At 70.0% G+C, this 26,056-nt stretch carries 29 protein-coding genes; 9 read left to right on the top strand and 20 right to left on the bottom strand.

The window, feature by feature from the left end; genetic code table 11:
* Positions 1-9: 9 nt before the first annotated feature.
* The gene (locus ACIREI_RS15920; protein ID WP_403332843.1) at positions 10-987 is read right to left on the bottom strand and encodes a tetratricopeptide repeat protein; all 978 of its coding nucleotides are present in this window, start codon (positions 985-987) and stop codon (positions 10-12) included.
* Positions 988-1,244: 257 nt separating this feature from the next.
* Between ACIREI_RS15920 and ACIREI_RS15915 the strand changes: the two genes are divergently transcribed.
* Positions 1,245-1,862 (top strand): TetR/AcrR family transcriptional regulator, encoded by a 618-nt coding sequence (locus tag ACIREI_RS15915; protein ID WP_403332840.1) that lies wholly within the window; start codon positions 1,245-1,247, stop codon positions 1,860-1,862.
* A 10-nt stretch (positions 1,863-1,872) separates the two neighbouring features.
* Here ACIREI_RS15915 and ACIREI_RS15910 read toward each other — a convergent pair whose 3' ends face one another.
* The 5 genes from ACIREI_RS15910 to ACIREI_RS15890 all read right to left on the bottom strand — a co-directional run bounded on the left by ACIREI_RS15910 (position 1,873) and on the right by ACIREI_RS15890 (position 6,207).
* The gene (locus tag ACIREI_RS15910) at positions 1,873-3,573 is read right to left on the bottom strand and encodes a methylmalonyl-CoA mutase (RefSeq protein WP_403332837.1); all 1,701 of its coding nucleotides are present in this window, start codon (positions 3,571-3,573) and stop codon (positions 1,873-1,875) included.
* Positions 3,574-3,657: 84 nt separating this feature from the next.
* Entirely contained in the window at positions 3,658-3,990 is a 333-nt protein-coding gene (locus ACIREI_RS15905) for a DUF3817 domain-containing protein (RefSeq protein ID WP_128434727.1), read from the bottom strand.
* Between the two features lie 53 nt (positions 3,991-4,043).
* Positions 4,044-4,553, bottom strand: a complete 510-nt coding sequence (locus tag ACIREI_RS15900) for a MarR family winged helix-turn-helix transcriptional regulator (RefSeq protein WP_403332834.1) — start codon at positions 4,551-4,553, stop codon at positions 4,044-4,046.
* Positions 4,554-4,615: 62 nt separating this feature from the next.
* Positions 4,616-4,942 carry an antibiotic biosynthesis monooxygenase family protein gene (locus ACIREI_RS15895; protein ID WP_403332831.1) on the bottom strand — a complete coding sequence of 109 codons (327 nt, stop codon included), beginning with the start codon at positions 4,940-4,942 and terminating at the stop codon, positions 4,616-4,618.
* Positions 4,939-6,207, bottom strand: a complete 1,269-nt coding sequence (locus ACIREI_RS15890) for a cytochrome P450 (protein WP_403332828.1) — start codon at positions 6,205-6,207, stop codon at positions 4,939-4,941. Before ACIREI_RS15890 ends, ACIREI_RS15895 begins: the two co-directional genes overlap by 4 nt.
* 160 nt (positions 6,208-6,367) lie before the next feature.
* On the opposite strand from ACIREI_RS15890, the gene ACIREI_RS15885 reads away from it, so the two are divergent.
* Both ACIREI_RS15885 and ACIREI_RS15880 read left to right on the top strand, forming a co-directional pair.
* Positions 6,368-7,999, top strand: a complete 1,632-nt coding sequence (locus ACIREI_RS15885; RefSeq protein WP_403332825.1) for an FAD-dependent oxidoreductase — start codon at positions 6,368-6,370, stop codon at positions 7,997-7,999.
* A gap of 50 nt (positions 8,000-8,049) precedes the next feature.
* Positions 8,050-9,015, top strand: coding sequence for an amidohydrolase family protein (locus ACIREI_RS15880; protein ID WP_403332822.1), 966 nt, complete (start codon positions 8,050-8,052; stop codon positions 9,013-9,015).
* A gap of 67 nt (positions 9,016-9,082) precedes the next feature.
* On the opposite strand, the gene ACIREI_RS15875 is transcribed toward ACIREI_RS15880, so the two are convergent.
* The 9 genes from ACIREI_RS15875 to ACIREI_RS15835 all read right to left on the bottom strand — a co-directional run bounded on the left by ACIREI_RS15875 (position 9,083) and on the right by ACIREI_RS15835 (position 15,428).
* Entirely contained in the window at positions 9,083-9,406 is a 324-nt protein-coding gene (locus tag ACIREI_RS15875; protein WP_403332819.1) for a TcmI family type II polyketide cyclase, read from the bottom strand.
* On the bottom strand, positions 9,391-9,849 hold the full coding sequence (locus ACIREI_RS15870) for an SRPBCC family protein (RefSeq protein ID WP_403332816.1): 459 nt from the start codon (positions 9,847-9,849) through the stop codon (positions 9,391-9,393). The genes ACIREI_RS15875 and ACIREI_RS15870 overlap by 16 nt, the downstream gene beginning before the upstream one ends.
* Before the next feature lies 1 nt (position 9,850).
* On the bottom strand, positions 9,851-10,117 hold the full coding sequence (locus ACIREI_RS15865; RefSeq protein ID WP_403332813.1) for an acyl carrier protein: 267 nt from the start codon (positions 10,115-10,117) through the stop codon (positions 9,851-9,853).
* Between the two features lie 19 nt (positions 10,118-10,136).
* Positions 10,137-11,390 (bottom strand): ketosynthase chain-length factor, encoded by a 1,254-nt coding sequence (locus ACIREI_RS15860; RefSeq protein ID WP_403332810.1) that lies wholly within the window; start codon positions 11,388-11,390, stop codon positions 10,137-10,139.
* Entirely contained in the window at positions 11,387-12,655 is a 1,269-nt protein-coding gene (locus tag ACIREI_RS15855; RefSeq protein ID WP_403332807.1) for a beta-ketoacyl-[acyl-carrier-protein] synthase family protein, read from the bottom strand. The genes ACIREI_RS15860 and ACIREI_RS15855 overlap by 4 nt, the downstream gene beginning before the upstream one ends.
* Positions 12,652-13,116 (bottom strand): cupin domain-containing protein, encoded by a 465-nt coding sequence (locus tag ACIREI_RS15850; RefSeq protein ID WP_369172428.1) that lies wholly within the window; start codon positions 13,114-13,116, stop codon positions 12,652-12,654. The genes ACIREI_RS15855 and ACIREI_RS15850 overlap by 4 nt, the downstream gene beginning before the upstream one ends.
* 49 nt (positions 13,117-13,165) lie before the next feature.
* Positions 13,166-14,275, bottom strand: coding sequence for a SchA/CurD-like domain-containing protein (locus tag ACIREI_RS15845; protein WP_403332804.1), 1,110 nt, complete (start codon positions 14,273-14,275; stop codon positions 13,166-13,168).
* 518 nt (positions 14,276-14,793) lie between these two features.
* Positions 14,794-15,087, bottom strand: a complete 294-nt coding sequence (locus ACIREI_RS15840) for an MTH1187 family thiamine-binding protein (protein ID WP_403332801.1) — start codon at positions 15,085-15,087, stop codon at positions 14,794-14,796.
* Complete coding sequence (locus tag ACIREI_RS15835) at positions 15,084-15,428, bottom strand: DUF3817 domain-containing protein (protein ID WP_403332798.1); 345 nt, start codon at positions 15,426-15,428, stop codon at positions 15,084-15,086. The genes ACIREI_RS15840 and ACIREI_RS15835 overlap by 4 nt, the downstream gene beginning before the upstream one ends.
* Positions 15,429-15,618: 190 nt before the next feature.
* Between ACIREI_RS15835 and ACIREI_RS15830 the strand changes: the two genes are divergently transcribed.
* The 4 genes from ACIREI_RS15830 (at position 15,619) to ACIREI_RS15815 (ending at position 18,275) form a co-directional block, all read left to right on the top strand.
* A complete protein-coding gene (locus tag ACIREI_RS15830; protein ID WP_403332970.1) occupies positions 15,619-16,251 on the top strand; it encodes an AIM24 family protein in 633 nt (210 codons plus the stop codon).
* Position 16,252: 1 nt separating this feature from the next.
* Entirely contained in the window at positions 16,253-16,903 is a 651-nt protein-coding gene (locus tag ACIREI_RS15825; protein ID WP_403332795.1) for an AIM24 family protein, read from the top strand.
* Positions 16,900-17,697, top strand: a complete 798-nt coding sequence (locus ACIREI_RS15820) for an AIM24 family protein (RefSeq protein ID WP_403332793.1) — start codon at positions 16,900-16,902, stop codon at positions 17,695-17,697. The genes ACIREI_RS15825 and ACIREI_RS15820 overlap by 4 nt, the downstream gene beginning before the upstream one ends.
* Positions 17,698-17,798: 101 nt before the next feature.
* A complete protein-coding gene (locus tag ACIREI_RS15815) occupies positions 17,799-18,275 on the top strand; it encodes a MarR family winged helix-turn-helix transcriptional regulator (RefSeq protein WP_403332790.1) in 477 nt (158 codons plus the stop codon).
* A 22-nt stretch (positions 18,276-18,297) separates the two neighbouring features.
* Here the strand turns inward: ACIREI_RS15815 and ACIREI_RS15810 are convergent, their stop codons facing one another.
* Positions 18,298-19,728 carry a sensor histidine kinase gene (locus ACIREI_RS15810; RefSeq protein WP_403332787.1) on the bottom strand — a complete coding sequence of 477 codons (1,431 nt, stop codon included), beginning with the start codon at positions 19,726-19,728 and terminating at the stop codon, positions 18,298-18,300.
* Positions 19,725-20,402: a response regulator transcription factor gene (locus tag ACIREI_RS15805; protein WP_403332784.1), complete on the bottom strand. Its 678-nt coding sequence runs from the start codon at positions 20,400-20,402 to the stop codon at positions 19,725-19,727. The genes ACIREI_RS15810 and ACIREI_RS15805 overlap by 4 nt, the downstream gene beginning before the upstream one ends.
* A gap of 150 nt (positions 20,403-20,552) precedes the next feature.
* Here ACIREI_RS15805 and ACIREI_RS15800 point away from each other — a divergent pair, with 150 nt between their 5' ends.
* Positions 20,553-21,230, top strand: a complete 678-nt coding sequence (locus ACIREI_RS15800) for a PepSY domain-containing protein (RefSeq protein ID WP_403332781.1) — start codon at positions 20,553-20,555, stop codon at positions 21,228-21,230.
* 45 nt (positions 21,231-21,275) lie between these two features.
* On the opposite strand, the gene ACIREI_RS15795 is transcribed toward ACIREI_RS15800, so the two are convergent.
* The 3 genes from ACIREI_RS15795 to ACIREI_RS15785 all read right to left on the bottom strand — a co-directional run bounded on the left by ACIREI_RS15795 (position 21,276) and on the right by ACIREI_RS15785 (position 25,238).
* The gene (locus tag ACIREI_RS15795; protein WP_403332778.1) at positions 21,276-22,547 is read right to left on the bottom strand and encodes an MFS transporter; all 1,272 of its coding nucleotides are present in this window, start codon (positions 22,545-22,547) and stop codon (positions 21,276-21,278) included.
* 492 nt (positions 22,548-23,039) lie between these two features.
* On the bottom strand, positions 23,040-23,996 hold the full coding sequence (meaB, locus tag ACIREI_RS15790; protein ID WP_403332775.1) for a methylmalonyl Co-A mutase-associated GTPase MeaB: 957 nt from the start codon (positions 23,994-23,996) through the stop codon (positions 23,040-23,042).
* 39 nt (positions 23,997-24,035) lie between these two features.
* Positions 24,036-25,238, bottom strand: coding sequence for an acetyl-CoA C-acetyltransferase (locus tag ACIREI_RS15785; RefSeq protein WP_403332772.1), 1,203 nt, complete (start codon positions 25,236-25,238; stop codon positions 24,036-24,038).
* Between the two features lie 148 nt (positions 25,239-25,386).
* Between ACIREI_RS15785 and mce the strand changes: the two genes are divergently transcribed.
* Entirely contained in the window at positions 25,387-25,827 is a 441-nt protein-coding gene (gene mce, locus ACIREI_RS15780) for a methylmalonyl-CoA epimerase (protein ID WP_403332967.1), read from the top strand.
* Positions 25,828-26,056: the final 229 nt, after the last annotated feature.

Genomic DNA, 26,056 nt, shown 5'->3' with positions numbered 1-26,056 from the left:
CGACCCCGGTCAGAACAGCGCGCGCGCCAAGGCCCTGCGCGCCGCCGCCACCCGCGGATCCTCGCCGCCCACGACCTCGAACAGCTCCAGCAGCCGAAGCCGTACGGCATCCCGGTCGTCACCCACCGTGCGCTGCACGGTGTCGATGAGTCGCCCGAAGGCGTCCTCGACGTGCCCGCCCACCAGATCCAGGTCCGCGGCGGCGATCTGCGCCTGCACGTCGGCCGGCTTCTCGGCGGCGTCCTTGCGCACCTGCTGGGGGTCGGCGCCCTGTACCCGCTGGAGCAACTCGGCCTGGGCCAGCCCGAGTTTGGCCTCCGTGTTCGCCGGGTCCTCGGTCAGGACGTTCTTGTACGCCTGGACGGCGCCGCCCAAGTCACCCGCGTCAAGCGCCTGTACGGCGGCCTCGAGCAGCGCGTCGTACGGACCGGACGGCGCTGCGGGAGCGGGCTGGGCGCCACCGGGCTCGGCGTCCGGGTCGACGGTGAGGCCGGTGAGGCCGAACCTCTGCTCGGCGACGGTGACGAGCTGGTCGAGCGTCTGACGGATCTGTGCCTCGCCGGCCGCTCCCTGGAAGAGCGGCAGCGCCTGACCCGCGACGACGGCGAAGACGGCGGGGATCCCCTGGACGCCGAACTGCTGCATCAGCATCTGGTTGGCGTCGACGTCGATCTTGGCGAGGAGGAACCGGCCGCTGTACTCGACGGCGAGCCGCTCCAGTACCGGGCTCAGCTGCTTGCAGGGCTGACACCACTCGGCCCAGAAGTCGATGACGACGGGCACCTCGGCGGACCGCTGGAGGACGTCCCGCTCGAACCCGGCCTCATCCACATCGATAACAAGATCGGCGGGCGATACGGCGCCGGTGCCCCCGCCCTGCCGGGCGGCCTCGGCACGCGCCTGCTCCGCCTTCGCCTTGGCCTCCTGGGCCGCCTTCACCGCGGCGAGGTCGACGACTCCGCTCATGGACATGTTCCGTGGCTGCATGCGTCTATCCTCCCCCGTACCCCACGCACACGTGAAAAGCACCGTGAAAGCCGGTCCGGCCTGATGCTGTTCCCTGATGCCGTTCCGACGCCGGGTCCCCACCCGCGCCGTCCGTGCGGTCGCTCGCGTACGTCCATCGCAAGCTTTCGCTACGAGTCGTAGCGTAATGGCACCGAGTGCCTCCGGGGCACCATCCTCCGGTGATCTCCCTCACGGCATCACAGAATCCCCTGATATAGCGGGGATATGGTCATGGGATGCAGAGCCGCACCTCCGCCGCCCGCCCGGGCCGCCCGCGCAGCGCCGCCGCGGCCCCGGCGATCCTGGCCGCGACGCGGGAGGCGCTGGTCGAGGTGGGCTGGTCCAAGCTCACCCTGGGAGACGTGGCGACGCGCGCCGGGGTTGCGAAGACGACCCTCTATCGCCGCTGGTCCGGCAAGAACGAGCTGGTGGTGGACGCGGTCGCGGAACTCTTCGACGAACTGGAGCTCCCCGACAGCGGGAGCCTCGCCGCCGACATCGAGGGCGTGGTCCTGCAGTTCGCGGCGATCCTGGCCCGTCCCGAGGCGAAGAGCGGACTGATGGCGGTGGTGGCGGAGTCGACGCGGGACGAGGCCCTGCGCGAGCGCATCCGCCGCTCCATCGTCGACCGCCAGAAACGCCTGGTCCTCCAGGGCCGCTCCCGGGCCCAGAGACGCGGCGAGCTCCCCCCGGAGACGGATCCGGAGGAAGCCGCACGCACAGCGGACCTGGTCTTCGACGTGGTGGCGGGCGCGGTGGTGCACCGCACCCTGGTGAGCGCGGAGCCGGCGGACGAGGAGTGGGTACGCAGCTTCACGCGCGTCCTGCTCCTGGGCCTGGCCGGAGCCTCTTAGCTCAGCACACTCAGAACCCGGCCGGCTCGGTGTACACCCCCCACTCGTCCCGCAGCACCCCGCAGATCTCGCCCAGGGTCGCCTCGGCCCGGACCGCGTCCAGCATCGGCTCGATCATGTTGCCGCCGTCCCGCGCGGCGGCGAGCATCGCGTCGAGCGCGGCCCGCACGGCACCGTCGTCCCGCGCGTCCTTGCGGGCCCCCAGCACCCGCACCTGCTCCCGCTCCACCTCGTGGCTCACGCGCAGGATCTCCAGGTCGCCGGTGACGGAGCCGGTGTGGGCGTTGACCCCCACGACCCTCTTGTCACCCTTCTCCAGGGCCTGCTGATAGCGGAACGCCGACTCGGCGATCTCCCCGGTGAACCAGCCGTCCTCGATCCCGCGCAGGATCCCGGACGTGATCGGCCCGATCGGGTGCCGTCCGTCGGGGTGCGCCCGCAGTCCCCGCTCCTTTATCTGCTCGAAGATCTTCTCGGCGTCGGCCTCGATCCGGTCGGTCAGCTGCTCGACGTACCACGAACCACCCAGCGGGTCGGCCACGTTGGCGACGCCGGTCTCCTCCATCAGCACCTGCTGCGTGCGCAGCGCGATCTCGGCCGCCTGCTCGCTCGGCAGCGCGAGGGTCTCGTCGAGGGCGTTGGTGTGCAGCGAGTTCGTCCCGCCGAGCACAGCCGCGAGCGCCTCCACGGCGGTACGCACCACGTTGTTGTACGGCTGCTGCGCGGTCAGCGAGACTCCGGCGGTCTGCGTGTGGAAGCGCAGCCACTGCGCCTTCTCGCTCCGCGCCCCGTACACGTCCCGCATCCACCGCGCCCAAATGCGCCGCGCCGCACGGAACTTGGCGATCTCCTCGAAGAAATCGACGTGCGCGTCGAAGAAGAAGGACAGGCCGGGGGCGAAGACTTCGACGTCCAGGCCGCGCGAGAGCCCCAGTTCGACGTACCCGAACCCGTCCGCCAGCGTGTACGCCAGCTCCTGCGCGGCCGTCGCGCCGGCCTCGCGGATGTGGTACCCGGAGACGGACAGCGGCTTGTAGGCGGGGATGCCGGCCGCGCAGTACTCCATGAGGTCGCCGATGAGGCGAAGGTGCGGCTCGGGCTGGAAGAGCCACTCCTTCTGGGCGATGTACTCCTTGAAGATGTCGGTCTGGAGGGTCCCGTTGAGCACCCCCGGATCCACACCCTGCCGCTCCGCCGCCACCAGGTACATGCAGAAGACGGGCACGGCCGGCCCGCTGATCGTCATGGACGTCGTCACGTCGCCCAGCGGGATGTCCTTGAACAGGACCTCCATGTCGGCGGCCGAGTCGATGGCGACACCGCAGTGCCCGACCTCGCCGAGCGAGCGCGGGTCGTCGGAGTCGCGGCCCATGAGCGTCGGCATGTCGAAGGCGACCGAGAGACCGCCGCCGCCGTTGCCGAGGATCATCTTGTAGCGCTCGTTGGTCTGCTCGGCGTTGCCGAACCCGGCGAACTGCCGGATGGTCCACGTCCGCCCTCGGTAGCCGGTCGGATACAGCCCGCGGGTGAAGGGGTACTCCCCCGGCCAGCCGATCCGCTCGAAGCCCTCGTACCTGTCCCCGGGTCGGGGTCCGTACACCGGCTCCACGGGATCGCCGGAGAGCGTGGTGAAATCGGCCGTGCGCTTGCGCGCGGCGTCGTACCGGGCCTGCCAGCGACGGCGGCCCTCCTCGATGGCGTCAGCGTCCATAGCTTCGAATTTACTAGGACGTCCTAGTAAATGTCGATGGGAGAACCGCCGTACGCGTCGGTACGGCGGTTGCGTCAGGCTTCGTCAGGCCTTGGCGACAGCCGGGACCGGCTCGCTGACCAGGGGTTCGACCTGGCGTGTGACCTTGCGCTCGACGAAGAAGGCCGCGAAGGGAATCGTCCCGGAGAGCAGCACCCACAGCAGCTTGCCGAACGACCACTTGGCCTTGGAGCCGAGGTCGAAGGCGAAGACCAGGTAGATGATGTAGAGGAAGCCGTGGACCTGGGAGACGGCGAAGGTGACGTCCTCGCCCATGTCGAAGCCGTACTTGAACACCATGCAGGTGCACAGCACGAGCAGCATGACGGCGGTGACGTAGGCCATCACCCGGTAGCGGGTCAGGACGCTCTTCTTCATGCGTAAGAGCGTAACCACCCGTTCCGGGGGATCTTGCCCGGGGTCGGGGCGGGTCAGCTCTCCTCGAAGTCGTGCGCCGCCACCCGCAGCGGGCGCAGCATCGCGAAGATCTCCGCGCACTCCTCGGCGTCGTAGACCCCGAGCCCGAAGTCCATCGCCATCAGGTCGCGGGTGGCCGCCTCGACGACCTCGCGGCCCTTGTCGGTGATGGAGGCGAGCGTGCCGCGTCCGTCGTTGGGGTTGGGGCGCTTGTCGACCAGGCCCGACTTGACCAGCCGGTCGACGGTGTTCGTCACCGACGTGGGATGGACCATCAGCCGCTCGCCGATCTTGGACATCGGCAGTTCGCCGGCCTTGGAGAAGTTGAGCAGCACCAGGGCCTCGTACCGCGCGAACGTCAGTCCGTACGGCTTGACCACCGCGTCGACCTCGCCGAGCAGGATCTGGTGCGCGCGCATGATCGAGGTGATGGCCGCCATCGACGGCACGTTTCCCCAGCGCTGCTTCCAGAGTTCGTCGGCGCGGGCGATGGGATCGAAGGGAAGACTGAGCGGCTTCGGCACGGGACCGACCTTACCGGCCGGTCACATGCTGGTCAGCCCCGTCTCGTCTTTCGGTCGGCCGCTCAGACGGTCATTGTCTCCTTCACCTGGAAGACCGCCGTCCACCGGTCGTCGTGCAGGCAGGCGTTCATGGGCTCGACCAGGGTCCGGTGCTCGGGGTCGGTGCGCCACCGCTGGACGGCTTCGAGGCTGTTCCACTCGCTGGTGAGCAGCCATTGCGCGGGATCGTCCAGGGAACGGCACAGCTGTTCGCCGAGGTGTCCGGGGAATCGCGCGGCCCCCGCGAGTACGCCCTTGTAGGACTGTACGAAGTCCGCTTCCATGCCGGCGCGCACGCGCAGCAGCCGGATCACCCGTACCCGCTCCGGGGCCGAGGGGCCGCCCGTCATGACGGGTCGAGGACGACCGGGAGTTCCGCGAGCCCGCGGAAGGCGGGGAACGGCACGGTCAGCCAGCGCGCGTCCTCCGGTGCCACGGCCAGCTCCATGCGGGGGAAGCGCGCGAAGAGCGAGGTGAGGGCGGTCTGCATCTCCAGCCGGGCCAGGGGCGCGCCGATGCAGTAGTGCGGGCCGTAGCCGAAGGCGAGATGCGTCGCCTGCACGTTCGGGCGCTGGACGTCCATCTCGTTGGGCTCGGCGAACATCTCCGGGTCACGGTTGGCCCCGGTGATGGAGATCTGGACGAGCGCGCCCTTGGGGATGAGCACGTCCCGGATGACGATGTCTTCCTTCGCGTGGCGGAAGGTCGAGTTCTCCACGGAGGTCTCGAACCGGAAGATCTCCTCGATGGCCGCGTTCATGGCGTTCGCGTCCCGCAGCGCCAGTTCCTTCTGGTCCGGCCGGCTGAGCAGGTGGTAGACGGCGTTGCCGATCTGGTACGCCGTCGACTTGTGGCCCGCGAAGAGGAGCACCCACGCCGTCGAGACGAGTTCGTGGTCGGTGAGCGAGCCCTCCTGGTCCTGGGCCGTGACGAGTGCGCTGAGCAGACCGCCGTCCGGCTCGGTCCGCTTCCGTGTGCACAGTTCCGCGAGATAGTCGCGCAGGTTTCCCTCGGCGATTTCCAGCGCTTTTCTCGCCTCCGGCCCGAAACCGGTCTGCGCGACGGTGGCGGACCATTCCTGAGCCTGTTTGCGTTCGTTTTCCGGAACGCCCAGGAGTTCACAGATGACGTGCATCGGCAGCGGGAAACAGAACTCGGGGAGCAGGTTCACCGGACCGGACGTCGGGCATTGGTCCAGCAGCTCATCGGTGATTTCCTGCACGCGCGTACGCAGCGATTCCACCCTTTTTGGCGTGAAGGTGCTGCCGACGATCCTCCTGAGCCGGGTGTGCTTAGGCGGGTCGGAGAAGAGCATGTTGTCGTCCAGCGCGATCGACGAGTCACCGAAGATGCGGTGATAGGCGTCGATGGCGCCGTACATGTCCTTGCTCAGCCGGGGGTCGGCCAGGGCGGCACGCGCGTCGTCGTAGCGCGTGATGAGGTACGTCTCGACGCCGTGCGGCGGAGACAGCGGGCAGACCGGCGCCGACTCCCGGAGCGCGGCGTACACGGGGTGCGGGTCGGCCCGAAACTCCCGGGTGCAGTTCGAGGCCGCGGTCGCGGCCTCCTCGGGCGACAGTGCCTCGGATTCCTCGGATGCGAACGCTTGCGTCATGACTGGATCCCCGGGGTAGGCGTGGATTCCGGCGGTCGGATTCCGTCGGTCAGAGCCACCGTTTCCCGGGCGACACCACGCCGCAAACGGCACTGCGCCATACGGGTCGGCTCGTCGTACGACGTGTGTGTGGCAGTCCGGCTTGGTAAACATCGTCGACGTGAGCGGACACGAAGCGGAATCTGTACCAGTTCTCATCGTCGGCGGATCCCTGGTGGGTCTTTCCACTTCGGTTTTCCTGGGGCGCCTCGGTATCGAGCACATGCTCGTGGAGCGCCATGCCGCGACATCGACGCATCCGCGTGGCCGTGGCAACAACGTGCGCACCATGGAGATTTACCGGACCGCCGGCCTCGAATCACGTATTCGGGACGCGGCCCGTGTGCTCGCCGGAAACGACGGCATTCTCCAGGTGGACACCCTCACCGGGAAGCAGCGCCGCTGGATCATCGGGGACATCGCCGGGGGCATGGACATCTCGCGGGTCAGCTCCTCGGACTGGTGCCTGTGCAGCCAGAACGATCTCGAGCCGGTCCTGCTGAGCTACGCCACCGAGCAGGGCGCCGACATCCGCTTCAGCTCGGAGATGCTCTCCTTCACCCAGCACGGCGAGGGGGTGCGGGCCCGGATCAGGCACCGGGAGACCGGTGAGACCTACACGGTGAACGCCGACTTCCTGGTGGCCGCCGACGGCCCGAGAAGCCCCGTCCGCAACCATCTGGGGATCGGTCAGTCAGGGCCGGGCGAGCTGTTCCACAACGTCAGCGTCACGTTCCGCAGCAGGGCGCTGAAGAACCACGTGGGAGAGAAACGATTCGTCGTCTGCTACGTCACCAACCCCCGGGGCGAGGGTGCCTTGCTGCCGGTGGACAACGAGGAGCGCTGGGTGATCCACGTGCCCTGGTATCCCGACCGGGGCGAAGAGCTGGAGGACTTCACCGACGAGCGGCTGGCGGCGCACATCCGCGCCGCCGTCGGCGTCACGGACATCGACGTCGAGATCACGGGCAAGGCGCCCTGGCACGCGTCGAAGCGGGTCGCGGACAGCTACGGCGAGGGCCGGGTCTTCCTGGCCGGCGACGCGGTCCACGAGATGCCGCCCACCGGGGCGTTCGGCTCCAACACCGGGATCCAGGACGCCCACAACCTCGCCTGGAAGCTGGCCTCGGTGCTCCGCGGCTGGGCGGGCCTGCCGTTGCTCGACACCTACGAGCGTGAACGACGGCCCATCGCCCTCGCGACGGGCACGCGCGCGTGCGTCCAGGCGGCCGACGAGCAGCACCCGGGATTCAGTCCCGCCGCGGGACGCAACAACGACCCGGCGGACCTGATGACCGTAGCCCTGTGCTATCGGTACACCTCCCCTGCCGTGCTGGACGCCCCCGCGGAGCGGCCGATCGTCCCCGACGCCTTCCAGCTGGGCGGCGAGCCGGGGAGCCGTGCGCCGCACATGTGGGTGACGACAGGGGGCGGCAGGATCTCCACGCTCGACCTGTACGAGCGTTCCTTCGTGCTGCTCGCCGGGTCCGGCGGGCAGAAATGGCGGGCCGCGGCGGAGAAGGCCTCCTCGAACCTGGGCCTCCCGGTCGAGGTGTACCTCGTGGGCACCGGACCCGACCACGACCTGGCCCCCGACCCGGACGCCGACTGGGCGGAGCTGCACGGCACGGCCGAGGACGGTGCCGTACTCGTACGCCCCGACGGTTTCGTCGCCTGGCGGGCGGACGCCGCCATGCCGGACGCCGATCGCATGCTGACCAACGTGCTGCAGTCCGTGCTCTGCCGCGACTGAAGCCACTCCCAGAGCGACCCCACTGAACGACCCACCCCTAGGACGTTGTTATGACCCTTGCCGGACGCGTCGACGTCCACCACCACTTCACCGCTCCCGCCTGGCTGGACTGGGCCGAGGAACGAGGTGTGGTCAACCGCGAGAAGCTGCCCTGGTGGACACGCTGGGACCTGGACACGGCACTGGAGGTCATGGACAAGAACGGCATCGGCACGTCCGTCATGACCGTCGCGATGCTCGGCCGGCTCCGTGAGCGTGCGGAGCGCCAGGAGAGCGCACGCGTCGCCCTGCGGGCGGCGGCCGACGTCGTCGAGAGCCACCCCGCGCGCTTCGCCTTCTTCACCCCCGTGTTCCTCGACGACCTGGAGCTCTCCTCGTGGAGCCTGGCGTACGGCCTCGACGAGCTCGGAGCCATCGGGGTGAGCACGCGCACGAGCATGGACGGCGTGGTCCTCGGCGACGAGTCGCACGACCGCCTCCTGCGGGAGCTGAACGACCGGTCCGCGGTCATCAGCACGCACCCCATGGACGTACCGGCCGGAAAGGACGGAGCGGCGGGACTGCCGGGAATGCCGCCCTTCGTGTGCGACTTCCTGATGGACACCACGCGCGCGGCCATCAACCTCATCAGGAACGGCACCCTGGACCGCTATCCGAACCTCAGCTTCATCCTGCCGCACGGGGGCGGCTTCCTGCCCTACATGGCCACCCGGCTCGAACTCTTCGGCGGGCGCATCACCCCCGCCATCGAGCCCGGCCGGGTCCGTGACTACCTGCACCGGTTCTACTTCGACACGGCGGGGCCCATGTCCCCCTCGGCCACGCCCACCCTGCTGACGGCGGTGGACCCCGGCCGCATCCTCTTCGGCACGGACTGGCCGCCCACCCCCGCGCATGTCATCGCCGACAGCGTGACGCCCGCCCTGGACAGCGACCCGTTCCTGTCGGAGGAACAGCTCGAGGGCATCAACCGGGAGAACGCGCTTCGGCTGATGCCGGGGCTCGCCCGCCAGTGACCAACTGTCACCGAAAGAGCCGCCGCCCGCGCCTGGTTCAGCGCGGGCGGCGGCTTTCGTACGTCGTTCAGTCCCGGTGCCAGTGGTAGAAGCGCCGCGCCATCGCGTCCTTGGGGCTGCGCCAGGTCTGCGGGTCGTACGGGCTGACGAACGCCTCGAGCCTCCTGCTGATGTCGACGAACTCGGGGTGCCCGGCCACCTTCGCGATGGCGGGACCGGGGTCCTGCTCGGCCTCGATGAAGTGCATGTACACATCGCCGAACTGGAAGAGGGAGCGCTGGGTCACACCGACGAGGTGCGGGAGTTCCCCGCGGTCGGAGGCCGCGAAGACGTCGGCTATGTCCGGTGCCGACTGCGGCGCCATCCGGGCGACGATCAGGGCGTGGTGCATGAGACCTCCTCGATGCGGTCGCGGATGAGGGCCATCTGGATGGGCGAGTTGCGGTTGATGTTGTCGGTCATCCAGGCGTCGTCGACCGGGGCGTCGGGCTTCATGGCGAAGTCCTGCGTCCAGTGCATCCGGGTGCCGTCGGGGGTCTCCTCGTACTCCCAGACGATGTTCATGTACTCGAAGGGCCCGGTCTCGACCCTGCGGGCGCGGACGATGAGCTTCTCGCGGTCGGCGACCCGCTCCGAGACCCAGCTCCACACCTTGCCGTTCTCGTCGGGGTGCATGGTCAGGCGGAAGGTCACCGTGTCGCCCTCGCGGGACAGCACCTCGCAGGAGGCGTACTCGCTGAACAACTGGGGCCATCTGTCCAGGTCGTTCGTCATGTCCCAGACGAGGTCGACGGGTGCGGCGATGGTGATCTCGTTCTCCGTGTGTCCGGCCACCTCAGGCTCCCGTCGCGAGTGCGCCGTTGACGAGGTCGAGGAAGGCGCGCGGGCTCTTGCAGCGCTCCGCGTCGGTGGGGAGCGCCCGGCCGTGCCGGTTCTCCAGCTCGCCCACGATGCCGAGGAGGCCGAGCGAGTCAAGCCCGAAGTCGGCGAAGGTGGCGTCCGCCCGGCTCGCGAGCTCGTGCGGGTCGACGGTCACGCCGGCGGCCGTCTTCATCAGCGCGGCCAGTTCCTCGACGGTCACTTGGGTCACTTCAGTGGTCATGCTTGTTCTCCTTGTCGTACTAGACAGCGGATCCGGGTCCGCGACGCACGACCAGCGCCGCGTTGGAGCCCATGAGTCCCCGGCTGAGGACCAGGGCCGTGCGGAGCTCGGCCGGACGTGCCGTGGCGGTCACCAGGTCGATGTCGTGGCAGACGTCGAACACGTTCGGGGTCGGCGGTATCTGCCCGTGCTCCATGGCCTGCACCGCGGCCACGATGTCCAGCAGGGGTGCCCCGCAGTAGGACCGCCCGATACCGGTCTTGGGGGCGGTGACGGGCACCTTGGTGCCGTGCGGGCCGAGGGCGTCGGCGAGGGCGAGGGCCTCGGCGCGGTCCGCCTCCGGGACACCCAGCGCGTCGGCGAAGACCACGTCGATCTCCTCCGGTGCGCAGCCCGCCTCGTCGAGGGCGCCGCGGATGGCGTGCGCGAGCCCCTCCCGTGACTGCTCCCAGTGCGAGGCGCCGGTGAAGGTGGCGGAGTGTCCCGCCACGACGGCCCGGACGACCGCGGCACGACGCTGTGCCCGCTCCAGGTCCTCCACGATCAGTACGGCACCGCCCTCGGCGGGTACGAAGCCGCAGGCCGCCGGGGTGAAGGGACGGTAGGCACGGGCCGGGTCCTCGACGGTGCTGAGTTCGGGGTAACCGAGCTGGCAGACCCCCGAGTAGGGGGCGAGCGGCGCCTCGGCCGCCCCGACCACGACCACGTCCGTGCCCCGGTCCACGGCCCGGGCGGCGTGCGCGACGGCGTCCAGGCCGCCCGCCTCGTCGCTGGCCACCACCCCGCAAGGGCCCTTGAAGCCGCTGCGGATGGATATCTGGCCGGTGCTGGCCGCGTAGAACCAGGCGATGGACTGGTAGGGCCCGACGTACCGGGATCCCTGTCCCCACAGCTTCTGCAGTTCCCGCTGGCCGAACTCGCCGCCGCCGGAGCCGGCCGCGGTGACCACGCCGACCGAGTACGGCGAGTCGGCGGCGGTGCTGCTCAGCCCCGCGTCCTGCAGGGCGGCGTCGGCGGCGGCCAGCGCGAAGTGGGTGAACTTGTCGGTCTGGACGAGGAAGGTCTCCTCGATGAGGGCCGACGCGTCGAATCCGCGGACCTCGCCGGCGACGCGGAGCGGAAGGTTCTCGCAGCCGTCCCGGGTGATGCGGTCCAGGACGCTCGCGCCCTCCTTGACGGACTTCCAGTAGGTGTCGGCGTTCAGGCCGTTGGGGGCGACCACTCCGATCCCCGTGACGGCGGTGTGCCGGGGGCGTATGCCACTACCACTCATTTCGTCCTCCCACCCGGCCCCGTGAGGAGCACCGCGGACTGGAAACCGCCGAAGCCGCTGCCCACGGAGAGCACGTGGTCGAGCCTGCGCGGGCGTGCGGTGCGCGGTACGTAGTCCAGGTCGCACTCGGGGTCCGGGGTCTCGTAGTTCGCCGTGGGCGGCACCACCTGCCGGGCCAGGGCGAGCACACAGGCGACGACCTCGATCGCGCCGATCGCCCCGAGCGAGTGGCCCACCATGGACTTGATCGAGCTCATGGGTGTGTCGTAGGCGTGGGAGCCGAGGGACTTCTTGACCGCGGCGGTCTCGTGACGGTCGTTCTGGCGGGTGCCGGAGCCGTGGGCGTTGACGTAGTCGATGTCGGTGGGGTCCACGCGCGCGTGGTCGAGCGCGGCGTCGATGGCCCGGGCCATCTCCAGTCCCTCGCTGGTCAGCCCGGTCATGTGGTAGGCGTTGCCGAAGGTGGCGTAGCCGCCTATCTCGCAGTACACGTGCGCGCCGCGCGCGCGGGCGTGTTCCAGTTCCTCCAGTACGAGGACGGCGGCGCCCTCGCCCATGACGAATCCGTCGCGGTGGGCGTCGAAGGGGCGGGAGGCGTGCTCCGGGTCGTCGTTGTTGGGCGAGGTGGCCTTGATGGCGTCGAAGCAGGCCATGGTGATCGGGGAGATCGGGGAGTCCGACGCCCCGGTGACGCAGATGTCGGCGCGGCCCTCCTCGATGGTGTGGAAGGCGTACCCCACGGCGTCGAGCCCGGAGGTGCAGCCGGTGGAGACGGTCTGCACCGGTCCCTGGGCGCCGAACCGCTCGGCGACGTCCGACGCCAGCGTGCTGGGCGAGAAGGCGCGGTGCAGGTACGGGTTGGCGGCGTTGTGGTCGACGTCCCAGCGCTGCCCGTGTTCGCTGACCAGGACGTAGTCGTGCTCGAGGCGGGTCGTGCCGCCCACCGCGCTGCCCAGGGACACGGCCACGCGCCAGGGGTCCTCCGCGGCGAAGTCGACTCCGCTGTCGGTCACGGCCTCCGTCGCGGCGACGAGGGCGAACTGGATGTACCGGTCGGCGCGTTCGACCAGTTCGGGGTCGAGGCCGTGGGCGAGCGGGTCGAAGTCGCACTCGGCGGCTATGCGGGACCGCAGTCCCTCGGGGTCGAACAGGGTGATGCCACGTGTCGCGGTACGGCCGCTCGCGAGGAGGTCCCAGAACGCGGGTACCCCTATGCCTCCCGGAGCGACCACGCCTATGCCGGTGACCGCCACCCGCCGGGTCATGAGAGGACCCCGCGACGTTCGGGCCGCCCGCTCTCCTCCTGGACGAGCGGGTACGGCTTGAGGTCGTCGCTGATCTCCGGGGCCTCCGTGTCGACGTGGCCGAGGCTCGGCTTCGGGGCGAGCGGGCTCAGGTGGAAGACCATCCGGGCTTCCTCGTCACCGACGTTGCGGAAGCGGTGCCGCATGTCGATGGGGATCATGAGGCCCTGGTCGGCACGGAGGGAAAACGTTTCTCCGTCCAGGTCGACCTCCAGCCTGCCCTCGACGACGTACACGAACTCCTCGGAGTACGGGTGGTAGTGCTCGCTGATGCGTTCGCCGGGCCGCATGATGGCGAGGCCCATGAAACCGCTCGTGGCTCCCACCGTGACAGGGGTGAGCAGGGTGCGCAGGTCGCCACCACGCTTGCGGTTGGGCTCGATCTCGTTCACGTCCACGACGCGCGGGCGCATCTTCTCCATGGTCTGTCTCCAGGTCGGTCGGTGGGGTGTGGGTCCCTGCGCTGCGCCGTCAGGACTGCGCAGCCCTGCGGTCGGTGATCAGTGCCATGTCGGCGTGCGTCAGGAGGCGGGTAGCCTCGCGCCCGTCCGTGGGCGGTCCCGCCACGCCGAGTGCGTCACCGTCGAGCAGACGGGTCAGCACGGCGGCCTTGCGCGGGCCGTGGATGCCGAGCACCCTGACCGGATCGGTCTCGGGGTCACCGCGTACGTCGACGAGGCGGACGACGATGTCCTCCCGCTGGAAGACGGTGCTGCGGTGGACGGGGCCGGCCGGGTCGGCGGCCGCGGTCTCGTCCTGCCGGGAGAGCAGCCGGGCCAGCGCCATCCCGCAGCCCGGGCGGGCCGGGTAGTACAGGGCGCGTCGTGTGAGGCCGTCCGGTTCCGGTCCGCCGCGTGCCACGTGGTGGACGGCCGGCATGGCGGCGCGGGCGAAGAAGGCCCGCGCGGACTCGGGGTCGGACAGGTCGCGGTGCTGCTCCAGGTGGGGGTTGAGGGCCTCCTCGACGGCCCGGATCTCGGGCTGGCGCGAGACGTGGCGCAGGGCGGCCATCAGGTCGCCCTCCACCTCGACGGTGCGGACGACCCGGTTGCCGTGGAGGAACAGGGTGGTGCGGCGCAGCCGCGTGGAGTCGTCGACGCGGGCCTGGGGTGGCGCGTAGCCGGCGAGGATCTCCGTGACCTTGGACTCGGAGCCGGGCTTGACCGTGAAGGTCAGGGCGTGGCGGGTCACACCGTCGCCGACCCGTACGGTCGTCTGGAGTCCGCCGGCGTCCGGGCGGGCGCGGCCGGTCTCGCGGACGATGCCGTAACGCATCGAGCGGAGGTCGCGGACGCAGTTCTGCAGGGGCCTGACCGTCTCGAGATGCTCTTCACTGTTCACCCAGGCGAGGTACGGCGGGGCGGTCGCCCATTCGCTCGTGATGACCCACTGGGACGGGTTCTCCAGGGACTGGCACAACTGGTCACCGAGGTGACCGGGAACCGACGCGACTCGGTCACGCATGTACTCGTACGCGTCGAGGAACTCTTGCTGGGCGCCTTCGTGGAGATCGACGAGCAGGATGACGCGCATCCTGGAACCGTCGAATGCCGACTGGGATGTGTAGGGCGAAGTGGTCATCCGGCGGACCCTTCCTTCGCGGGAGCAAGCGGCGGCCGTCCGTGTTCACCTGCGCGAACGCGGGTTTCGGCCCTGAGCCTTCATCGTGGGTCAGGGCCACGGGGACCGCGAGCCGCGCGGGCCAATTGAGGGAACTGGCCGCGAGGGTGTGCTCGCTGGGGGTCGACGCCGTGTCAGGGGGGTGTGGGGGCGCGGTATGTGACGTCGCGGGGGCGCGGGGTGGGGGTACGCGTTTATGCCTGCGGCGGCCTGTCGCGGTGGGTGGGGGTACGCGTAGCGCCTTGGGTTGTGTGGTGGGTCGGGGCCGGGCCGGGGGGTGTCCGTCCTCGGTCCGGTGCTGGACCTTGCGCGAGAGGTGCCGTTTGTTGACACCGGACTCTGCGGGCGGACACCCCCCGACCCGTCCCCTCGCCGCCGTACGCGGGTGCGGCGCCGCGGGGGCCACCGGTCGGGCGTATGTCCAAGTCCCCGTTCGGCCGGGGACTTGGGTACGGCGGTGTGGAGCGTCGTCGTTCGGCTCAGTCGGCCAGGTGTCGTTCCACCGTCTCCACCTTGGAGGTGAGGCCGTCTGTTACGCCGGGGCGGATGTCGGCCTTGAGGACCAGCGAGACGCGCGGCGCCCGGGCCTCTACGGCGGCCACGGCGCGCTTGACGACGTCCATGACCTCGTCCCACTCGCCCTCTACGGAGGTGAACATCGCGTCGGTGCGGTTGGGCAGGCCCGACTCGCGTACCACGCGGACGGCGTCGGCGACGTACTCCCCCACGTCCTCGCCGACGCCGAGCGGGGTCACGGAGAACGCGACGATCATGCGTTGACGATGCCTTCCTTGCGGGCGCGGGAGGCGATGACCGCGTTCTCGGCCTCGCGCTTGAGCTTGCGCTCGGCGAAGAAGCCGCCGGTCGGCAGGACGGAGAGGACGAAGTAGAGGGCCGCGGTCTTCAGGGACCACTTGGTGCGGTTCCAGGCGTCCGCCCAGAAGATCACGTACAGGATGAAGAGGACGCCGTGGACCATGCCCATCACGGGCACCGCGTTGAAGTCGGTGGTCCGCTTCAGCACCGAGCAGACGAGCAGGAGCAGGAACGACACCGCCTCGGGGCCCGAGACGAGGCGGAGGCGGCGGAGGGCGGTGGCGGTCTTGATGTCCACGGGTCACCTTCGGTGGGTTCGGCGGGAGAGACGTGGGTCGGCTCGGATCAGCTTGTGAACGCAAGCACAAACGCTCGCCCATTGTGGCAAACGCCGGGAGTGAGTGTGGCTCGGGGTGCCGTCAGGGGTGATGTCCACCTTCAGGACCTTTTGGTGGCCCGTACCGCGGGCTACCTTTCGCTGCGTGGCGATGTTCCGACTTCAGGGCAGCAAGGTGCTCGCCGTCGACATGACCGGGGACGCCGTGAAGGCGAAGAACGGCTCGATGGTCGCGTACGACGGGCAGATGGCATTCAAGAAGATGAGCGGCGGCGGGGAGGGCATCCGGGGCATGGTGACCCGGCGGCTCACCGGCGAGCAGATGACGGTGATGGAGGTGAAAGGGCACGGGACGTGCTGGTTCGCGGACCGGGCCTCGGAGATCAACCTGGTGAGTCTCCAGGGGGACAAGCTGTATGTGGAGTCGAGCAATCTGCTCGCGACCGACTCGGGGCTCAGGACGGGGACGAGCTTCACGGGGATGCGTGGCGCCTCGCAGGGCAACGGGCTGTTCACGACCACCGTCGAGGGGCACGGACAGGCGGCGATCATGTCGGACGGGCCGGCGGTCGTGCTGCGGGTCAGCTCGCAGTATCCGTTGACCGTCGATCCGGGGGCCTATGTGGCCCATCAGGGCAACCTGCGGCAGTCCTTCCAGTCCGGTGTGACCTTCCGCACCCTGATGGGCGAGGGCGGTGGCGAGGCCTTCCAGATCCGGTTCGAGGGGGACGGGCTGGTGTACGTGCAGCCGAGCGAGCGGAACACGATCGCGGGGGACGTGTGACATGGGCTTCCGTGAGATCAACTCCAGGATGGTCGAGGCCGTCGTTGCGCCTGGGCAGCGGCTGTTCAGTCAGCGGGGGGCGATGCTCGCCTACAAGGGCGAGGTGTCCTTCACGCCGAACATGGGCGGCGGCCAGGGCGGGGTCATGTCGATGATCGGGCGGCGGGTCGCGAACGAGGACACTCCGCTGATGACCGTCGAGGGGAGCGGCACCGTGCTCTTCGGGCACGGCGGCCATCACGTCCAGGTGATCAACCTCTCCGGCGACACCCTGTGCGTCGAGGCGGACCGTCTCCTCGCCTTCGAGGGGACCCTTCAGCAGGGCACGATGTTCCTCGGCTCGCAGGGCGGCGTCATGGGCATGGTCCGGGGGCAGATCAGCGGGCAGGGGCTGTTCACCACGACCCTCAAGGGGCATGGGGCCGTGGCTGTCATGGCGCACGGTGGTGTCTTCGAGATTCCGATCACCCCGCAGCGTCCCGTGCACGTGGACCCGCAGGCCTACGTCGCCCATCACGGCGACGTGCGCAACAAGCTGTCCACCGCGCTCGGCTGGCGCGACATGGTGGGCCGCGGCTCCGGTGAGGCCTTCCAGCTGGAGCTCAGTGGGAGCGGTGCGGTGTACGTCCAGGCCTCGGAGGAGAAGCTGTGAGCCACTACCCGGGCGCGGGTCCGACCGTGTACGACCCCATGACGCTGCCCTCCGACGACAACGTCAACGCCTACACCTTCTGCGTGGAGCTCAAGGGGAGCCAGTGGTTCCTGCAGAAGGGGAAGATGATCGCCTACTACGGCTCGATGGAGTTCAACGGCGTCGGGCACGGCCGACTCGACCGACTTGTCCGTACGTCCTTTCATTCACCTCTGCACGCGAGCGACTGGGTCGTGGCCGAGGGCTCGGGCAAGATGCTGCTGGCCGACCGGGCCTTTGATGTGAACTCGTACGACCTCGAAGACGGCAACCTGACCATTCGCTCGGGCAACCTGCTCGCTTTTCAGCCAAGTCTCGCGCTCAAGCAATCGATTGTGCCGGGTTTTCTGACACTGATCGGAACCGGAAAGTTCGTGGCCGCATCTAACGGTCCGGTGGTGTTCATGGAACCCCCGATCCGGGTGGACCCGCAGGCCCTCGTCGGCTGGGCCGACTGCCCGTCGCCGTGCCACCACTACGACCATGGCTACATGACCGGCGTAATGGGCGGTCTACGTGCACTGACAGGCCTCGGCGGGGCCTCCGGAGAGGAGCATCAGTTCGAGTTCGTCGGGGCGGGCACGGTCCTGCTCCAGTCGACCGAGACCCTCATGGCCGAGCAGGCCACGGGGGCGGTTCCGCCGGACGCCGGAGTACCCGGTTCCGGGGGCACCCACACAGGCCCTTCACAAATGGCTGGGTCACCGCGCCTTCCCGGACAGCTGGGAGACCTCCAGCGTCACTTCGGGCTGTGAGCGGTAGTCTGCGGAGTGTGACATCGAACGTGTGCGCACACAGGCATGTCACAGAAAACCCTCACTAGTTCGCCTTTCAACATTTTAGGTAGACTTCATTTATGGAGACCGAGACGGCCACCCGCTGGCTGAGCGATGCGGAGCAGTGCGCCTGGCGCACCCACCTGGAGGTCAACAGGCTGTTGACGTACCAGCTCGAGAGGGACCTGCAGCCGTTCGGCCTGACCATGAACGACTACGAGATCCTGGTGAATCTCTCCGAGTCGGAGGACGTACGGATGCGGATGAGCGACCTCGCGTCGGCCACCCTCCAGTCCAAGAGCCGCCTCTCCCACCAGATCACCCGGATGGAGAACGCGAACCTGGTCCGGCGTGAGAACTGCGAGTCCGACCGCCGCGGGCTCTACGCGGTGCTCACCGAGCACGGCATGGAGACGATGCAGAAGGTCGCACCGCATCATGTGGCGTCCGTGCGGAGACACTTCATCGACCTGCTGCCCCCCGAGTCCCTGACGGAGCTCGACAAGGCCCTCAAGCCGATCGCCGATCACCTGCGCGGTCAGCGCGGGCGCCCGTGACCCGGGCGGACCGGCCCGGTACCTACTGAGCCTGCGGCAGGCGGAGTTCGAACAGGGCTCCGCCCGCCGGTGCCCGGCCCACGGTGAGCGTGCCACCGTGCCGTACGGCCACGTCGCGGGCGATGGCCAGACCCAGCCCGGCGCCGCCGTCGTCGCGGCTGCGGGCCTCGTCGAGCCGTACGAACCTCTCGAAGATCCGCTCCCGGTCGGCCTCGGCAACCCCGTCCCCGTCATCGGCGACGGCCACGACGGCCCACTCCCCGTCCTCGCGGACGGTCACGGTGACCGCCGAGCGGGCGTGCCGCTGGGCGTTGTCCAGCAGGTTGGTGAGCACCCGCCCGACCTGCCCCCGCGACCCGGTCACCTGGACGACCTGCGCCTGAACCGTCACACCGCTCCGGCCCTCGGCCTCCGCCCGGGCCAGCGCGCCCAGGTCGAACCGGGTGCCCCCGGGCCGCTCCCCCGCGTCCAGGCGGGCCAGCAGCAGCAGATCGGCGGCCAGGCCCTGGAGCCGTACGGTGTCCTCCACGGCGCCGTCGAGGTCGAGCAACTCGGGGTGCGCGGCGCCCACTTCGAGCTGGGTGCGCAGGGACGCGATCGGGCTGCGCAGCTCGTGCGAGACGTCCGCGACGAAGCGGCGCTGGCGTTCCACCGAGGTCTGCAGGGCGGCCAGCGTCTCGTTCGTGGTCAGCGCGAGGTGGGCGACCTCGTCGTGGGTGTCCGGCACCGGTACGCGGCGCGCGAGGTCCTCGGAGGCGGTGATCGCGGCCATCTCGCCGCGGATGCCCTCGACCGGGCGCAGGGCGCGCCGGGTGACCAGCCAGGTGACGGCCGCGACGACGCCGAGCAGCAGCGGGAAGCCGATCAGCATGACGGTCAGTGCCGTCCGGACGGCACTCTGTTCGGCGGAGAGGGGCGCCCCGGCGTACACGGTGAGCTGTCCCCTGCCCTCGACCTCGACGTGGACCTTGGCGAAGCGGTAGTCGTCGGTCTCGCCGTCGAGCGTGGCGGTGCCGTTCGTGAAGGTGGTGTGCTCGCTGATCTCGCCCGGGTCGAGGGATTCGAGGGCCGAGTCGTCGTCCGCGTCGTCGTCGGAGTCCGCACCGCTGTCGGCCCCGCCGGGCGAGGTCTGCGGCTTCGGCCGCACCGCGTCGGTGCCCGTGCCGCTGATCCGCTCCAGGTCCTCGCTGGCCGCGAGCAGCTTGTTGTTCTCGTCGACGATCTGGACGGGGTCGTCGCTGTCCACCGACAGCGGCTGGTCCGGCCTCGTGATCGCGATGTCCGTGGCGACGGCCCGTGCGGTGTGTTCCGCCTCCGTGCCGGCCTGTCCGACCAGGTTGGACCGGAGCGAGAGCAGTACGGCGGTCCCGGCGGCGACCAGCGCCACCGCGACGACGAGGGTGGCGGCCAGCGTCGCCCGGGACCGGACCGAGCCGAAGAGGCGGCCTCTCATCGCGCGGCCTCCGCTCTCTCCAGCCGGTAACCGGCGCCCCGGACCGTCCTGATGAGCCCCGCGCGCAGCTTGCGCCGCAGGGTGCTGACGTACACCTCGACGATGTTCGGATCGCCCTCGTACGCGAAGTCCCAGACGTGCTCCAGGATCTCGGCCTTGGAGACCACCTCGCCGGCCCGCACGACGAGTTGCTCCAGGACGGCGAACTCCTTGGCGGTGAGGGTCACTTCGTCGTCACCGAGGAAGACGCGGCGCGCGGCGGTGTCGACCTTGAGGTCCCCGTGGACGTGCACGGGCGAAGCCCCGGTGCCCTGTCCCCCGCGCCGCAGCAGCGCCTTGACGCGGGCGACGAGGACGACGTACGAGAACGGCTTGGTGAGGTAGTCGTCGGCGCCGGTGTCCAGCCCCTCGGCCTCGTCGTACTCGCCGTCCTTGGCCGTGAGCATCAGGATCGGCACGTCGTGGCCGCCGGCGCGCAGGGCGGCGCAGACGCGGTAGCCGTTCATGCCGGGCAGCATGATGTCGAGGATCACGAGGTCGTACGACCCCTCCGAGGCCCGGTACAGCCCCTCGCGGCCGTCGTGGACGACGTCCACGGCGTATCCCTCGGCCGTCAGGCCCTTGGCGAGCGACAGGGCCAGCCGCTTCTCGTCCTCCACGATCAACAGGCGCATGCGTACAGCCTGGCAAAGCGGAGCTGAAGATCTCTTCAGGGGGCTTCAGGTTCCTCTCAGCGTCGGATCGGCAGATTGGTTCCCGTCGAAACCAAGCGACACGAAGTCACATGAAACGACGTGAAACGCAATCACCCGGGAGGGAACCCCATGAAGCGCAACATCGTCATCGCCACCGTCGCCGCCGCGGCCCTGATCGGAGGCGGCACCGTCGCGGCCTACGCGTCCGGTGACGACAGCGCGCCCCAGCAGCAGTCGAACGTACGGGTCGCCGACGACCGGGACGACAGTGCGGAGGACGCCGCGGAGGACAGGGCGGTCCGGGCGGACGACACCGCCGACGACCGGGACGACGACGTCACCGAGGTCCGCTCGCAGGCCGGCACCGCCAAGGTCACCGCCGCCGACGCGATCGCTGCCGCACTGAAGCACACGCCGGGCACTGCCGTCGCCGCCGACCTGGACGACGACCGCTCGAACGTCTGGGAGGTGAACGTCGTGAAGGGCGACGGCACCGACTACGACGTCCGGGTCTCCGCGGACAACGGCAAGGTCCTCGGCGCCCAGCGCGACGACGATGACGACAACGACGGCCGCGAGGACCTCGCCGCGCTGAAGGGCGCGAGCGTGGACGCCCGCGAGGCCGCGCAGGCCGCCGCGACGAAGGGCACGGTCACCGACGTCGACCTGGACGACGACGGTCCGGCGGCCTGGAGCGTGGAGACCACGAAGGGCGAGTGGAAGGTCGACCTCAAAACGGGCAAGGTCACCCAGGACCACGACGACGACCAGAACGGTCAGGACGACCGCGACGGCGACGACGACTGACGCCGGACCGGCTACACCCCTCGTCCCCCTCAGGGGCGCCCGACGTCAGGCCGCCCGCGCGGCACCCCCGTCCCCCACCTTCCCCACTGTCTCTTCCTCAGGGGCGCCCCCGTCACGGGTGGCGCCCCTCGCCGCTGCCACGGCCGCGAGGAGCGTCACCGCGCCGGTCACCGCGAAGCACCACCCCGTCGACAGCCCTCCGACCAGCAGCCCGGCGGCCGCGGTGCCCGCCGTGGCCCCGGCGTTCACGGCCGTGTTCACCCAGGCCCCGGCCTGAACCCTGGCCTCGGGTGCGGCGGTCTCGTCGGCGATGAGGTAGGCGGTGGTGATGGCCGGGGCCACGAAGAGCCCGGCGACCGCCATGGCCGACGCGAGTGTGCCGAGGCCCGGGGCCAGTGCCGCGCCGAGCAGCGCCAGCCCCAGTCCTGCGACCAGCAGCGGCAGCCGCAGACCTGCCGAAGTACGCCACACGACGGCCCCGTTGGCGAGCCCGCCGACGGCGCTTCCGGCCGACATGGCCGCCAGCACCCAGGCCACGCTGTCACTGCCGTGGCCGCGCCCCTCGGCGAACGCCACGACCAGCAGTTCGACGGAGCCCAGCGCGAGCCCGACGCCCGCCGCGGCGATCACGGGCCGCCCGATCCCGCGCAGCACCCGACGCCGGCCCTTGCCCCGAACCCTCGCCCGCACGCCGCCGGGCGTCAGATCCCGCACCGGGGGCGAGGCCACGAACGCCGCCGTCCCGGCCGCGATCAGCGCCGCCCCGACGACGATCCCGAGCGCCGGCGGAGCGAACCCGACGACCACGCCGACCAGCAACGGGCCCGAGACGAAGAGGAGTTCCTCGGCTACGGCGTCCAGACTGTAGGCGCGCTGCACCAACGCCCGGTCGTCGGCGATCCTGCCCCACACCGCCCGCATGGTCGGCCCCAGCGGCGGTGTGCAGGCGCCCGCGGCGGCGGTCACGGCACCCAGCACGAGCGGCGAGGCGACACCCGGGCGCCAGACGGTCACCGTCAACAGGCCGAGCAGCGCGGTATAGGCCGCGACCATCGGCACGAGTGCCCGGCGCGGGCCGTGCCGGTCGATCAGAGCCGCCCGTGCGGGCGACAGGAAGACGCTGGTCCCGGAGAACAGCGCCATCACGACGCCCGCCACCGCGTACGACCCGGAGGCCCGGGTCACGGCGAGCATCACGGACAGCGGGACGATGCCGTACGACAGCCTGCCGAGCAGGGCGGCGGCGAAGGTGCGGCGGGCGTACGGGATCCGGAGAACGGCGGCATACGAAGGCCGCACGACAGACGTGGAAGACACGGGAGTTCCTCGACTCGAGGCGAAAAGGGGACGCCGGATCGCCGCGCCGGTCACGGCCGACGGCCGTCCACCGTGCGCGGGCGGGGCGCGCCCTATGCCAAGAGGAGGTACATGCGGATGAACTTAGCAGCGGGGCCGGGGAGTTGACCACGCCAAATCCCGGAAGCCGGCCGCCCCGGTCGGGCCACGCGCGTCAAAGGACGCCGCCACATGCAAGTCCGCACTCGCCTACGACCACCCGAACTGGCTCCGCCGCACCCGAAGCCACCCGCTCAGAACCGCCCGCCCGAAGGGCTCCGGCGCCCCCACAAACCCCACACCAGCAGCCGGCACACGAACCGGAGCCCACCGCACCCGCGAGCCAGTCGCTCAGGGCAGCCGTCAGGAAGGAACCCCGCCGCGCGGGCAGGCCGCCCGCTCAGGGCAGGCTTCTCCGAAGGCCGCCGCCACTCCCACGAGCCGCCCCTCGAAGCCGGCCGATCAGAGGGGCCCTCAACCCTGCGTGAGCCCCGCCACCAGTTCGTCCGCCGCCCGGTACGGATCGAGCTCCCCAGCGGTGATCTTCTCCGCCAGTGCCCCGAGGCGGCGGTCGCCGTGCAGGTCGGCGATGCGTTCGCGCAGGGCGGTGACCGCGATGGTCTCCACCTCGCGGGCGGCGCGAGCGCGGCGGCGTTCCGTGAGGACGCCGTGCTCCTCCATCCAGGCGCGGTGCTTCTCCAGGGCCTCCAGGACCTCGTCGACGCCCTCGGCACGCGCGGCCACCGTCTTGACGATGGGTGGGCGCCAGTCGCCGGGGCCGCGGGACTCGCCGAGGCCGAGCATGTGGTTGAGCTCGCGGGCGGTGGCGTCGGCGCCGTCGCGGTCGGCCTTGTTGACGACGTAGACGTCGCCGATCTCCAGGATGCCCGCCTTGGCCGCCTGGATGCCGTCACCCATTCCCGGGGCGAGCAGGACCACGCTCGTGTCCGCCTGCGAGGCGATCTCGACCTCCGACTGGCCGACGCCCACCGTCTCGACCAGGATCACGTCGCAGCCCGCCGCGTCCAGGACGCGGATCGCCTGCGGGGCGGCCCAGGCGAGGCCGCCCAGGTGACCGCGCGTCGCCATCGAGCGGATGTAGACACCGGGGTCGGAGGCGTGGTCCGACATCCGGACGCGGTCGCCGAGCAGGGCGCCGCCCGAGAAGGGCGAGGACGGGTCGACGGCCAGGACGCCGACCCGCTTGCCCTGCTTGCGATACGCCGTGACCAGCGCCGAGGTCGAGGTGGACTTGCCGACACCCGGCGAGCCCGTCAGCCCCACCACGTACGCGTTGCCCGTCAGCGGGGCCAGCGCCGCCATGACCTCCCGCAGCTGCGGGGACGCCCCCTCCACCAGGGAGATCAGCCGGGCCACGGCCCGCGGCCGGCCTTCCCTGGCCTGGGCCACCAGGGTGGAGACGTCCTGCATCACAGCTCCGTTCGCGAAGAGGTCCTACAAAAGGAGAACTCAGGCCTTGGGTACCCGCACGATCAGCGCGTCACCCTGACCACCGCCACCGCACAGCGCGGCCGCGCCCACGCCGCCGCCCCGCCGCTTGAGCTCCAGGGCCAGGTGCAGGACGAGGCGCGCACCCGACATACCGATCGGGTGACCCAGGGCGATGGCTCCGCCGTTGACGTTCACCTTTTCCGATGACACTCCGAGGTCCTTCATTGACTGCACCGCGACGGCGGCGAAGGCCTCGTTGATCTCGATCAGGTCGAGGTCGGAGACCTCCAGGCCCTCCTTCTTCAGGGCGTGCAGGATGGCGTTGGAAGGCTGGGACTGGAGGCTGTTGTCCGGACCCGCCACATTGCCGTGCGCGCCGATCTCGGCGATCCAGTCCAGGCCGAGCTCCTGCGCCTTGGCCTTGCTCATGACGACGACCGCGGCGGCGCCGTCCGAGATCTGCGACGCCGAGCCCGCCGTGATCGTGCCGTCCCGCGAGAAGGCCGGGCGCAGCTTGCCCAGCGACTCGGCCGTGGTCTCCGCGCGGATGCCCTCGTCCTTGCTGAAGAGGACCGGCTCGCCCTTGCGCTGCGGGATCTCGACCGGGGTGATCTCGGCCTCGAAGATGCCGTTCTTCTGGGCGGCCGCGGCGCGCTGGTGGGAGAGGGCGGCGATCTCGTCCTGCTCGGGGCGCTGGATGCCGAGGCGGGTGTTGTGCTTCTCCGTCGACTCGCCCATGGCGACGCCCTCGAAGGAGTCGGTCAGCCCGTCGTACGCCATCGCGTCGAGCATCTCGACGGCGCCGTACTTGAAGCCCTCGCGGGACTTCGGCAGCAGGTGCGGGGCGTTGGTCATGGACTCCTGGCCGCCCGCGACGATCACGTCGAACTCGCCGGCGCGGATCAGCTGGTCCGCGAGGGCGATCGCGTCGAGGCCGGACAGACACACCTTGTTGATGGTGAGCGCCGGGACGTTCATCGGGATGCCGGCCTTGACCGCGGCCTGGCGCGCCGGGATCTGGCCCGCGCCGGCCTGGAGGACCTGGCCCATGATGACGTACTGCACCTGGTCGCCGCCGATCCCCGCACGGTCGAGGGCGGCCTTGATCGCGAAGCCGCCGAGGTCGGCTCCCGAGAAGGACTTCAGCGAGCCCAGCAAGCGTCCCATGGGCGTACGGGCGCCCGCGACGATCACCGAGGTACTGCTGTTCGTTCCAGACATGAGGTGCGATCCCCTTCCGGCTGCACTGCCGAGGAGTGAACGAGGGTTTACTTCGAATGTACTGAGTGGCACTCCGTGCCGTCACCGGGCCGTGGGTGTGATCGCGCGCACGTTGCGTAACCACCTCGGGGGCGCTGCACTGAGTTCCATGCTGACGCGAATCGACCACATCGGAATCGCCTGTTTCGATCTCGACAAGACCGTCGAGTTCTACCGGGCCACGTACGGCTTCGAGGTGTTCCACTCCGAGGTCAACGAGGAGCAGGGCGTCCGCGAGGCCATGCTCAAGATCAACGACACCTCCGACGGCGGTGCCTCCTACCTGCAGCTTCTCGAGCCCACGCGCCCGGACTCGACCGTCGCGAAGTGGCTCGACAAGAACGGTGAGGGCGTCCACCACATCGCTTTCGGTACGGCTGACGTCGATGGGGAGGCCGACGACATCCGCGCCAAGGGCGTACGCGTTCTGTACGAAGAGCCCCGGCGCGGCTCCATGGGGTCACGAATCACTTTCCTGCACCCAAAGGATTGCCATGGCGTACTGACAGAACTGGTCACTTCGGCGCCTGTTGAGTCACCTGAGCACTGACCCTCGTACATATGGGCCGGTAGGGTTGGGGGCGGTCGCCGCTCAGTCCAGGGCGACCCGGCCCCTCCGTCCGACGGGGGGACCGTCCGGGGTCCGGGTTTCGGGGGACGAGGGTGGGGCGACAGCCCGTGCTTCGCCGTTGATCTGACACCATTCCCCGGGGGCCCCGTTCGGCGGATGGACGGTGCTCGTATGGAGAGACTTGCGACCAGGGGACGGATGGGACCGC

It is taken from the genome of Streptomyces sp. NPDC093591, assembly GCF_044764885.1.
In the GTDB taxonomy this organism is placed as follows: domain Bacteria; phylum Actinomycetota; class Actinomycetes; order Streptomycetales; family Streptomycetaceae; genus Streptomyces.
The sequence above is the reverse complement of the archived record's forward strand: the minus strand, read 5'-3'. Positions and strand labels throughout refer to the sequence as shown.